Origin of the sequence: Streptomyces sp. SM10, from assembly GCF_002910915.1 — a bacterium.
Lineage (GTDB): Bacteria > Actinomycetota > Actinomycetes > Streptomycetales > Streptomycetaceae > Streptomyces.
The window spans coordinates 52,408-63,237 of sequence record NZ_NEUF01000154.1; the positions used below are offsets into that span (position 1 = coordinate 52,408).

The 10,830-nt window shown below is 70.9% G+C and carries 11 protein-coding genes; all 11 read right to left on the reverse strand.

Annotated features, from left to right (window positions below; genetic code table 11):
- Positions 1-95 precede the first annotated feature (95 nt).
- The gene (locus B9S57_RS24670) at positions 96-368 is read right to left on the reverse strand and encodes a GlsB/YeaQ/YmgE family stress response membrane protein (RefSeq protein ID WP_103517791.1); all 273 of its coding nucleotides are present in this window, start codon (positions 366-368) and stop codon (positions 96-98) included.
- A 79-nt stretch (positions 369-447) separates the two neighbouring features.
- Positions 448-840, reverse strand: a complete 393-nt coding sequence (locus B9S57_RS24675) for a YccF domain-containing protein (protein WP_103517792.1) — start codon at positions 838-840, stop codon at positions 448-450.
- Entirely contained in the window at positions 837-1,700 is an 864-nt protein-coding gene (gene htpX, locus B9S57_RS24680; protein WP_103517793.1) for a zinc metalloprotease HtpX, read from the reverse strand. The genes B9S57_RS24675 and htpX overlap by 4 nt, the downstream gene beginning before the upstream one ends.
- Positions 1,701-1,923: 223 nt before the next feature.
- On the reverse strand, positions 1,924-2,388 hold the full coding sequence (gene mscL, locus B9S57_RS24685) for a large conductance mechanosensitive channel protein MscL (RefSeq protein WP_103517794.1): 465 nt from the start codon (positions 2,386-2,388) through the stop codon (positions 1,924-1,926).
- Between the two features lie 116 nt (positions 2,389-2,504).
- Positions 2,505-4,040 carry an NADH-quinone oxidoreductase subunit N gene (locus B9S57_RS24690; RefSeq protein WP_103517795.1) on the reverse strand — a complete coding sequence of 512 codons (1,536 nt, stop codon included), beginning with the start codon at positions 4,038-4,040 and terminating at the stop codon, positions 2,505-2,507.
- Positions 4,037-5,587 (reverse strand): NuoM family protein, encoded by a 1,551-nt coding sequence (locus tag B9S57_RS24695; protein WP_103517805.1) that lies wholly within the window; start codon positions 5,585-5,587, stop codon positions 4,037-4,039. Before B9S57_RS24695 ends, B9S57_RS24690 begins: the two co-directional genes overlap by 4 nt.
- Positions 5,588-5,614: 27 nt before the next feature.
- Positions 5,615-7,618 (reverse strand): NADH-quinone oxidoreductase subunit L, encoded by a 2,004-nt coding sequence (locus B9S57_RS24700; RefSeq protein ID WP_103517796.1) that lies wholly within the window; start codon positions 7,616-7,618, stop codon positions 5,615-5,617.
- On the reverse strand, positions 7,615-8,025 hold the full coding sequence (nuoK, locus tag B9S57_RS24705) for an NADH-quinone oxidoreductase subunit NuoK (RefSeq protein ID WP_103517797.1): 411 nt from the start codon (positions 8,023-8,025) through the stop codon (positions 7,615-7,617). The genes B9S57_RS24700 and nuoK overlap by 4 nt, the downstream gene beginning before the upstream one ends.
- A complete protein-coding gene (locus tag B9S57_RS24710; protein ID WP_103517798.1) occupies positions 8,025-8,633 on the reverse strand; it encodes an NADH-quinone oxidoreductase subunit J in 609 nt (202 codons plus the stop codon). The genes nuoK and B9S57_RS24710 overlap by 1 nt, the downstream gene beginning before the upstream one ends.
- A complete protein-coding gene (locus tag B9S57_RS24715; RefSeq protein ID WP_103517799.1) occupies positions 8,630-9,205 on the reverse strand; it encodes an NADH-quinone oxidoreductase subunit I in 576 nt (191 codons plus the stop codon). Before B9S57_RS24715 ends, B9S57_RS24710 begins: the two co-directional genes overlap by 4 nt.
- The gene (locus B9S57_RS24720; RefSeq protein ID WP_103517800.1) at positions 9,205-10,173 is read right to left on the reverse strand and encodes a complex I subunit 1 family protein; all 969 of its coding nucleotides are present in this window, start codon (positions 10,171-10,173) and stop codon (positions 9,205-9,207) included. Before B9S57_RS24720 ends, B9S57_RS24715 begins: the two co-directional genes overlap by 1 nt.
- Positions 10,174-10,830: the final 657 nt, after the last annotated feature.

The following is a 10,830-nucleotide window of genomic DNA, read 5'->3' on the forward strand; positions in this document are numbered from 1 at the left end:
GTGCAGCGGACCGGGGCGGGGCGGGGCGTGCCATGCGGCACTTCCCGCCCCGTTGCCGTGTCCGCGGGGATCACACGGGGATCAGGCCGGCGGGGTCAGCGGCGCTCACGGGAGTTGCCGAAGAGCAGCCGGTAGGCGATCAGCAGGACGAGCGAACCGGCGATTGCGGCGACCCAGGTCGCCGCGTCGAAGAAGTCCGTGCTGATGGGGCGGTCCAGGAAGCGTGAGGACAGCCAGCCGCCGAGGAAGGCACCCACGACGCCTATCAGGGTGGTGCCGATGATGCCGCCGGGGTCGCGGCCCGGCAGGAGGATTTTGGCTATGGCGCCGGCCAGCAGCCCGAGGATGATCCAGCTGATGATGCTCATGTTCGCGTTCCTACCCGTCACTCGTTCCTGCAAGCCATGACGCTCGCAGGACGGGTACGGTTGCCTGCCGGCTGTTCCGTCAGTGCCCCACGAGCGGCCGGTCGCTGGGGACGATCTCCTTGCCGAAGGGCATCAGGGAGACCGGGATGAGCTTGAAGTTGGCGATGCCCAGCGGGATGCCGATGATCGTGACGCACAGGGCGATGCCGGTGCAGATGTGGCCGAGCGCGAGCCACCAGCCCGCCAGGATGACCCAGAGGACGTTGCCGATGAGGGAGCCGCCTCCGGCGCCGGGACTGTCCACGACGGTGCGGCCGAAGGGCCAGAGGGCGTAGACGCCGATGCGGAACGCGGCCACGCCGAAGGGGATGCCGATGATCGTGATGCAGAGCAGAAGCCCTGCGGCCATGTAGCCGAGGAACATCCAGAATCCGCACAGGACCAGCCATATGACGTTCAGGATTGCGTTCATGGTCGATACCCTGCCATCTGCTCGAGTCGGGCGATGCGTTCAGCCATGGGCGGGTGGGTGGAGAACATCTTGGACATGCCCTGGCCGGGACGGAACGGGTTCGCGATCATCATGTGGCTCGCGGTCTCGATCCGCGGTTCGGGGGGAAGCGGAAGCTGCTTGGTCCCGGCGTCGAGCTTGCGCAGAGCGGACGCGAGGGCCAGGGGGTCACCGGTGAGCTGAGCCCCGGACGCGTCGGCCTGGTACTCGCGGGACCGGCTCACGGCGAGCTGGATCACGGAGGCGGCGAGCGGGCCGAGGATCATGATCAGGAGCATGCCGAGAAGGCCTGGGCCGTCGTCGTCGTCCGACCGTCCCACGGGGATGAGCCAGGCGAAGTTGACCAGGAACATGACGACGGAGGCGAGGGCTCCCGCGACGGAGGAGATCAGGATGTCGCGGTTGTGGACGTGGCTCAGCTCGTGTCCGAGGACGCCTCGCAGCTCACGCTCGTCGAGGATCTGGAGGATGCCCTCCGTGCAGCACACGGCCGCGTTGCGCGGATTGCGGCCGGTGGCGAAGGCGTTGGGGGCCTGCGTCGGGGAGATGTAGAGCCGGGGCATGGGCCGGCGGGCGGCCGTCGAGAGTTCGCGGACGGTGCGGTAGAGCTGCGGTGCCTCGAATTCGCTGACCGGACGGGCCCTCATGGCGCGCAGGGCGAGCTTGTCGCTGTTCCAGTACGCGTAGGCGTTGGTGGCCAGCGCGACGAAGAGGGCCACGATCAGGCCGGTCCGTCCGAAGAAGCTGCCGATGACGATGATGAGGGCCGAGAGGCCCCCGAGGAGTACGGCGGTCTTCAGCCCGTTGTGCCGGCGGTGCACGGTACGCCCTCCAAGTGGTGCAGCAGGGGGACCCTTGCTCGGTGGTGCTCCACTGCCCAGTGGAGCCTCCCGTACTGGTCAACGCGAGGCGAAGGAAGCTAGTTCCCTTGTGCGAGGTGGCCGCGGGCACAGGCAGCAGGGGCGGATCCTGGTGGATCCGCCCCTGGGCCGTACGGGTGGCGTGGTGCCTGCGCGGGCGGGTGGTGCCCCCTGCGGCAGTGGGTCAGCGCTGGGCGGGGAGTCCCGCGAGCGCGCGTGCCTCGGCGTCCGGCACGACCTCACAGGTGCAGTGGGCGCAGCGGCTGGCGACGGAGGGGATCTCGCTGAAGCAGTGGGGGCAGTCGCGGAGGGCGGCCTTGATGTCGGCGGCCTTCTCCTCCTCCTTGGCCGTGAAGCGGTTCTGGACCTTGGCCATGGGGAGGACGACCAGGAAGTAGAGGACCGCGGCGGTGATGAGGAAGGCGATCGCGGCACTGACGAAGAGGCCGTAGGGGAACTTCACGTCGTCGACGGTGAAGACGGCCTTGGTGAAGTCGCCGGTGCCCCGGGTGAACAGGCCGATCAGCGGCACGATGAACGCGTTGCTGAAGCCCGTGACCACGGCGGTGAAGGCGGCTCCCACGGCGAGGCCGATGGCCATGGAGATGACGTTCCCGCGGAGGATGAAGTCCTTGAACCCGTTCAGCACCGCTCTGGCTCCCTCTGTGCTCTTCATGTCGTACCCGTCCTGCGTCCCCTGTCGTGACGCGTGCACGCATGACCATGCCCTGTGCGCGGCTCCGTGGGCAAGCCGGTCGGAGCCGCTCAGAAGAGGCTGACGGCGGCGAAGCGGAGGATGAGCTGCGGAGCGCCGGACAGTGTGATTCCGGCTACGGCGGTGAGGACGATCACCAGGGTGAGCGGGGCGGGGACCCGGTGCCGGTGCGCCGGTGGCGCCGTTCCGGGGGGCGTCTGGGCCTCGGGTGCGCGGAAGAGTTCGGCGGTCCACCGGAGGTAGTAGTACAGCGCGATCACCACGTTGACGGCCATGACCACGGCGAGCCAGCCGAGTCCCGCGTCGACGGCCGCGGAGAAGACCGTGACCTTGGCGAAGAGGCCGACGATGCCGGGCGGCAGGCCGGCGAGGCAGAGGAGGAAGAAGCCCAGGGCGAGCGCGGCCAGGGGACGGGTGGCGTACAGGCCCCGGTAGTCGCTGAGCCGGTTGCCCGGGTGGGTGCGGGCGACGAGAGCGGCGACCGCGAAGGCTCCGAGGTTCACCACGGCGTACATGAGCGCGTAGGCGACGGTCGAGCCGATCCGCGTGTCGTCGGAGTACGCGGCGGCGGCGATCGGCACGAGGAGGTAGCCGGCCTGGCCGACGGACGACCAGGCGAGGAGGCGTACGGCGCTCCGGGCGCGGGTGGCGCTCTGCCGGAGTGCCGCGAGGTTGCCCGTGGTCATGGTGAGCGCGGCGAGGACGGCCAGGGCGGGGCCCCAGACGTCGGCGTACGACGGGAAGCCGATGACCGTGACGAGGACGAGGCCGGAGAAGCCCACCGCCTTGCCGACGACGGACAGGTACGCCGCGATGGGCAGCGGGGCTCCCACGTAGGTGTCGGGGACCCAGAAGTGGAACGGGGCGGCGGCCGTCTTGAAGGCGAAGCCGACGAGGGTGAGGACGACACCGGCCTCGGCGAGGGTCGTGAACCTGCCGGGGACGTCGTCGAGGCGGGTGGCGATCTCCGTGAGGTGCATGGTGCCGGTGGTGGCGTAGACGAAGCTGACGCCGAGGAGCATGACGGCGGTGGCGACGACCGAGGAGAGGAAGAACTTCAGGGCCGCTTCGGAGGAGCGCCGGTCGCCGCGCTTGATGCCGACGAGGGCGAAGGCCGGCAGCGAGGCGACTTCGAGGGCGACGACGAGGGTGGCCAGGTCGCGGGCGGCGGGCAGGAGGGCGGCACCCGCGGCGGAGGACAGGAGCAGGAACCAGAACTCGCCGGCGGGGAGCTTACGGGTGTCGCCGATCGAGAGCAGCGCGGTGAGCAGCGCTCCGCCGAGCACGAGTGCCTGGATGACGAGCGCGAAGTGGTCGGCGGTGTAGCTGCAGGCCTGGCTCCCGCCGGTGAGGCAGAAGGTGGAGCGGTCGCCGTCGCGCAGCGGGATCAGCATGGCGAGCGCCGCCACGAGCCCGGCGACGGCTCCGTAGCCGAGGAGCGGCTTGTGCCGTTCGCCGGTGAAGAGGTCGGCGACGAGGACGAGCAGGGCCACGGACGCCGCGATGACGGGGGGCGCGATCGCGAGCCAGTCGACGGACTGGACGAGGCTTGCCGCCCCGGTTGCGCTGTCGGCTGCCACGGTCACGACTTGCCTCCTGCGAGGAGCTTCTGCACGGCCGGGTCGGTGAGGCCGAGGAGGACGGCGGGCCAGAGTCCGGCGAGGACGGTCAGGGAGGCGAGCGGGGTCCAGGCGGCGAGTTCGTGGCGCTGGATGTCGGCGACCGGGTGCGGCTGCTCACTGTGCTCGCCCATGCAGACGCGGCGTACGACGATCAGCATGTACGCGGCGGTGAGCAGGGTACCGAAGGCGCCGATCGCCATGAAGGTGAGGAAGGCGGGGCGGCTGAGCCCTTCGGCGGGGTCGAAGGCGCCGAACAGGGTGAGCATCTCGCCCCAGAACCCGGCGAGCCCGGGGAGTCCGAGCGAGGCGACCGCGGCGAAGGCGAGGAGGCCGCCGAGCCGGGGGGCGCGACCGTAGAGGGCGGCGCCGGTGGCTCCGGCCAGGGTGTCGAGGTCCGCGGTTTCGTAGCGGTCCTTGACGGCGCCGACGAGGAAGAACAGCAGGCCGGTGATGAGGCCGTGGGCGATGTTCGCGAAGAGCGCGCCGTTCACGCCGGTCGGGGTCAGGGTCGCGATGCCGAGGAGCACGAAGCCCATGTGGCCCACCGAGGAGTAGGCGATCAGGCGTTTGAGGTCGCCCTTGGCGCCGGGGCGGGCGAGGGCGAGGCAGGCGAGGGATCCGTAGACGATCCCGACGACGGCGAACGCGGCGAGGTACGGCGCGAAGGTCCGCATCCCGTCGGGCGTGACGGGGAGCAGGATGCGGACGAATCCGTACGTCCCCATCTTCAGCATCACGCCGGCGAGGAGCACGGATCCGACCGTGGGGGCCGCGGTGTGGGCGTCGGGAAGCCAGCTGTGGAGGGGCCACATCGGGGTCTTCACGGCGAGCCCGATCCCGACCGCGAGTACGGCGATGACCTGCACGGATGTGGTGAGCCCGCGGCCGTTGTCAGTGGCGAGTGCCACCATGTCGAAAGTGCCGCTCTTCACTCCGATGAGGAGCAGCCCCAGCAGCATGACCACGGATCCGAGCAGCGTGTAGAGGATGAACTTCCAGGCGGCGGGCTGCTTCCGGTCGCCGCCCCAGCGGGCGATGAGGAAGTACATCGGGATGAGGACCATCTCGAAGGCCAGGAAGAACAGGATCAGGTCGAGGACGGCGAAGGTCGCGAGGGTGCCGGACTCGAGCACGAGGACGAGGGCGACGAAAGCCTTCGGGGAGGGGCCCCCGGGGGGCTTGAAGTAGCTGTGGAGCGCGCAGAGGAAGGTCAGCAGCGCGGTCAGCACGAGGAGGGGGAGTGAGATGCCGTCGGTACCGAGGTGGATCCGGACGTCGAGTGCCGGGATCCAGCTGATGTCCGTGGTGGCCTGCATCGTCGACGGGTGGTCGTGGTCGAAGCCCGCGGCCAGGACGAGCGCGGCGAGGAGCACGGCTCCGGTGACGGTCACGCCGTGGCGGAGCACGGCCTGGTCGGGGTTCCGGCCCTTGAGCCCGGGTGGTGCGGGCAGGAGGGCCGCGACCGCTCCGAGGAGCGGGGCGACGACGATGAACGCCAGAAGGAACTGCATCACGGATGCGTTGATATCGAACACGGCTCACGCCCCGGCGTAGACGTTGGCAAAGACGACGGCGGCGATCGCCAGGACAAGGGTTCCGGCGAGCAGCGCGCCGAGGTAGGTCTGCACGTTGCCGTTCTGGGCGCGGCGCACCGCGGTGCCGAGTCCGCGGGCGATGGCGGCCGAGCCGCGTACGTAGGTGTCGACGACCTCGCGGTCCAGGAAGCGGACGAGCCGGGCGGCGGCCCCGACGGGGCGGACGAACGCGGCCGTGTACAGGGCGTCGAGGTGGAAGCCGGTCACCGCGTGGCGGTGGAGGGGGCCCAGCAGGAGACGGCCGGGGTCCGAGGGGTCCGGGGCGTCCGCGATGGTGCCGTACACCGCCGTGTGCGAGGCGATCGCCTCGGCCTCCACGAGCGCGGGTTCGGCGTCGGGGTGGGCGACGACCGCTCCGACGGGGGGGCGGTCGGCAGCGTACGCCGTGGTGTGGCGCCAGGCCCCGTAGGTGACGAGTCCGCCGACGAGCCCGACACCGGTGGAGAGGACGGCGGTCGTGAGGGAGGGGGCGAGGCCCTGTCCGTCGAACCAGTCGGTGAGGGCACCGGCGGTGAGGCCGAAGGCGATCGTGGGGACGGCGAGGACCCAGAGGACGGAGGTCATCGCGACGGGCTGCCTGCCGTGGTCGGGGACCTCGGGGCCGCGCCCGCGGAAGGCCAGGAGCCAGAGCCGGGTGGCGTAGGCCGCGGTGAGGACCGCGGCGAGGAGTCCGGCGACGAGGATCGTCCAGCCGGCGGCGGCCGGGGCGACGTCGCGGTCGCCGAAGGCGGTGTGTTCGGCGGCGACGAGAACGGCTTCCTTGGAGAAGAAGCCGGCGAACGGGGGGATGGCGGCGAGCGCGAGGAGGGCGACGGTCATCGTCCAGTAGGCGTCGGGGATGCGCTTGGTCAGCCCGCCCATGCGGGACATGGCGGCGAGTGAGTTGGTGCCCGCCGCGTGGATGGCGACGCCCGCCGCGAGGAAGAGGACGGCCTTGAACGCACCGTGCGACAGGAGGTGGAAGACGGCGGCCCCGCGGTCGCCGACGGCCAGGGCGCCGGACATGTAGCCGAGCTGGCCGATCGTCGAGTAGGCGAGCACGCGCTTGATGTCGTCCTGCGCGAGAGCGGCGAGTCCGGAGCCGATCATGGTGACGGCCGCCATCACGGCGAGGACGACGAGGGCGGCGCCTGAGGCGGCGAAGACGGGCAGGAGCCGGGCCACGAAGTAGATGCCGGCGGCGACCATCGTCGCGGCGTGGATGAGCGCGGAGACGGGGGTGGGGCCGGCCATCGCGTCGGGCAGCCAGGTGTGCAGCGGGAACTGCGCGGACTTGCCCGCGACACCGGCGAGGAGCAGCAGCGCGATGAGGGTGGGGTGGTCCAGCCCGCCGTTGGTGACCGCGGCCAGGATGCCGGTGATGCGGAAGGTGCCGGTATCCGCGGCAAGCGCGAACAGGCCGATGAGGAACGGCACGTCGCCGAGCTTGGTGACGAGGAAGGCCTTGAGGGAGGCCGCGCGCGCCTCGGGGGTCTCCCAGTAGTGCCCGACGAGGAAGTACGAGCAGATGCCCATGATCTCCCAGCCGACCAGGAGCACCATCAGGTCGCCGGAGTAGACGACGAGCAGCATCGCGGAGGTGAAGAGGGAGACGAGGGCGGCGTACGAGGGGTAGCGGGCGTCGTCCTTGAGATACGCCGTCGAGTAGATCTGTACGCAGGTGGCGACGAGCCCCACGAGGACGGCGACGAGGACGGCGAAGCCGTCGAGGTGCAGCGCCAGGTCGACCGGGACGGAACCGGTGGGGGTCAGCCGGGTCGAGGCGTCGATGGACCGGCCGCCGCCCTGGCGTGCGGCGACGACGACGGCGAGGACGGCGGCGGTCAGGGTCGGCAGGACGGCGAGGGGGCGGACGAAGCCCGGTGCGCTCCGGCCCAGGAGGAGCCCGGCAGCGGCGCCCAGGAAGGGGAGGAGGAGGACGAGGACGGCGAGGGTCGTGGTGGTCACGCGGTGGCCTCTGCCTTCTTTGCCTTCCCTGCCGGGGCAGCGGACTGGTCTGCGGTGCTGTCCCCGGTGACGTCGGCGTCGGGGAGCGCTTCGGCGTCGTCGGTCTCCGCGGTGTCGCGGAGCCGGTCGATGTCCGAGCTGCCGCGGTTGCGGTACACGGCCAGGACGATCGCGAGGCCGATGCCGATCTCGGCCGCTGCGACGGCGATCGTGAAGAGGGTGAGGGCCTGGCCTGCGTGGAGCGCGTCGCGGAGCCAGACGTCGAAGGCGACCAGGTTGAGGTTGACGGCGTTGAGCATGAGCTCGACGGACATCAGGACGAGGATCGCGTTGCGGCGGGCCAGCACGCCGTACAGCCCGGTGCAGAAGAGGAGGACGGCGAGGACGGCGGGATAGGCGAGGTGCATCAGCTCTGGTCCTCCCTGTTCGCTGCGGGGCGTTCCTGACCGGCCGGGCGGTCCTGACGGCCCTTGGGGTCCTGGCGGTCCTTGCGGGAGAGGACGATGGCTCCCACGAGGGCGGCGAGCAGCAGGACGGAGAGCGCTTCGAAGGGCAGCACCCAGTGCCTGAAGAGGAATTCCCCGGAGGCCTTGGTGGAGCCCTGGGCGGGACCGTCCAGGTTGATCCAGGTCGTGCGGAACGCGTCCACGACGATCCAGACGAGGGTGCCGGCGGAGGCGATGGCGACAGCGAGGGCGATCCACCGGTTACCCGAGTCGGCGTCCGGGGAACGGCCGATGGGGGCTCTGGTGAGCATCAGCCCGAAGAGGAGGAGGACGACGATGGAGCCGACGTAGATCAGGACCTGCACCCATGCGATGAACTCGGCGGTGAGGAGGAGGTACTCCACCGCGATGCCGCCGAGTGCCACGACGAGCCAGAGGGCCGCGTGCACGAGTTGCTTGCTCGTGACGGTGATCAGGGCCGCGCCGAGGGTGGCGAGACCGACGAGGACGAAGACGATCTCGACGCCGGTCGGGGAGAGGAAGCCGGGATGGCCGGCGGCGAGGGTCACTCCTGCCCCTCCTGTTCCGCTTCCTGTGCCTGCTGGGTCTGCTGGGCTTCCTGTGCCCGGACCTTGTCGGCCGTCTTGCGGGCTGCGGCGATCTCCTTGGGCTCCTCGGCTCCGGGGTCGAGCGCGGGCGGCTCGGGGACGGTCCACATCCACTCGCGGAGCTTGTCGCGCTCATGGGTGAGTTCGTGGATGTCCGTCTCCGCGTACTCGAACTCGGGCGACCAGAAGAGCGCGTCGAAGGGGCACACCTCGATGCAGATACCGCAGTACATGCAGAGGGCGAAGTCGATCGCGAAGCGGTCCAGGACGTTGCGGCTGCGCTCGCGGCCGCCGGGTGCGGCGGCGGGCATCGTCTCCTTGTGGGAGTCGATGTAGATGCACCAGTCGGGGCATTCGCGGGCGCAGAGCATGCAGACCGTGCAGTTCTCCTCGAACAGCCCGATGACGCCCCGGGTGCGGGGCGGGAGTTCGGGCTGGACGTCCGGGTACTGCGCGGTGACCGTGCGCTTCGTCATGGTCCGCAGGGTGACGGCGAGACCCTTGGCCAGGCCTGAGCCGGGGATCGGGGGCACTAGTTGATCGCCACCTTCACGATGCCGGTGAGCGCGATCTGCGCGAGAGCGAGGGGGATGAGCGTGGACCAGGCGAGCTTCTGCAACTGGTCCTCACGCAGCCGGGGATAGGTGACCCGGAGCCAGATGACGACGAACGCGAGAACACCGGTCTTGAGCAGCGTCCAGACCCAGCCGAGTCCGTCGGCGCCGAGCGGCCCGTGCCATCCGCCGAGGAAGAGGACGGTCGTCAGTCCGCACAGGACGACGATCCCGGCGTACTCCGCGAGCAGGAACAGGGCGAAGCGAAGACCCGTGTACTCGGTGTACGCACCGAAGATGATCTCCGAGTCGGCGACCGGCATGTCGAAGGGCGGGCGCTGGAGTTCGGCGAGTCCGGCCACGAAGAAGACCAGGGCGCCGACGATCTGCCAGGGCAGCCACCACCACTCGAAGGCGTTGAGGATGCCGGGGAGCGAGACGGTGCCGGCCGCCATGGCCACGGAAGCGGCGGCGAGCAGCATCGGCAGTTCGTACGCGAGGAGCTGCGCAGCGGTGCGGAGACCGCCGAGGAGGGAGAACTTGTTGGCCGAGGCCCAGCCCGCCATGAGTGAGCCGAGCACGCCGACGCCCATGACGGCCAGCACGAAGAAGATGCCGGCGTCGACGACCTGCCCGACCGCGCCCTCGCTGGGGCCGATCGGGATGGCGACGATCACGAGGAGATACGGCAGCAGGGCGACTGCGGGGGCCATCTGGAAGATGCGGCGGTCCGCGTCGGCCGGGACGACGTCTTCCTTCTGCGCGAACTTCACCCCGTCCGCGACGAGCTGGGCCCAGCCGTGGAACCCGCCCGCGTACATGGGGCCGAGGCGGCCCTGCATGTGGGCCATCACCTTGTGCTCGGCCTGTCCCACGACGAGCGGGACCACCATGAACACGGCGAAGACGATGACGAGGCGGAGGGCGACGTCGAGTACGTCGTTCACGCGGTATCGCCTCCGGCGGGACGGTCGGGACCGGCTGAACGGTCGGAGCGGGACGAGGAGTCGGGGGCGGGTTCGGGAGCCGGCTCGGGGGCGCTGTCCGGACCGCTCCCCGGATCGCTGTCCGAGGCGTGGCCTCGGTCGCTCTCCGAGGCGTGGCCCTGGTCGCTGTCCGAGGCCTGGTCAGGATCGCCGTCGGCCGCCTCACCCTGCGCGGAGGATTCGGACTCCTCGGGCTCCGACGGTCCCTCGGGCCCGGGCGCCCGTTCGGGCTCGGCTGCCGGTTCGGGCTCGGACGGCTCGGGCTCCGACGGCCCCTTGGGCTCGAGCGCAGGCTCCGAGGCGGTTGCGGGCTCCGGTTCGGGCTCAGGCGCAGGCTCCGACTCAGGCGCAGGCCCCCGTGCGGGTGCCGGTTCAGGCGGGGGCGCGGATGCCGGTTCAGGCGCAGGCTCCGGCGCGGGCGCGGGCGCGGGCGCAGATGCCGGTTCAGGCGCAGGCGCGGACGCGGGCTCCGGCGGTACGGACCGCTGCTCACCCGTCGGCTGCTTCGGGGCCTCGTCGAATGCGGGCCGCGCGTCGTGCCAGGGGGCGTCGGCACTGCCCGCCGTCCCCGCCTCGCGGGCGGCGCCGGGGTCCGTCGTGGCAGCCGGAGGTGTGGGG

Bases quoted from the DNA above. Each gene is read 5' to 3' on its own strand.
- B9S57_RS24670 (WP_103517791.1), bottom strand. From the start codon at position 368: ATGAGCATCATCAGCTGGATCATCCTCGGGCTGCTGGCCGGCGCCATA.
- B9S57_RS24675 (WP_103517792.1), bottom strand. From the start codon at position 840: ATGAACGCAATCCTGAACGTCATATGGCTGGTCCTGTGCGGATTCTGG.
- B9S57_RS24695 (WP_103517805.1), bottom strand. From the start codon at position 5,587: ATGCAGTTCCTTCTGGCGTTCATCGTCGTCGCCCCGCTCCTCGGAGCG.
- nuoK (WP_103517797.1), bottom strand. From the start codon at position 8,025: ATGCACCTCGCCTATCCCGCCGTCCTCGCCGTCCTCCTCTTCTGCACC.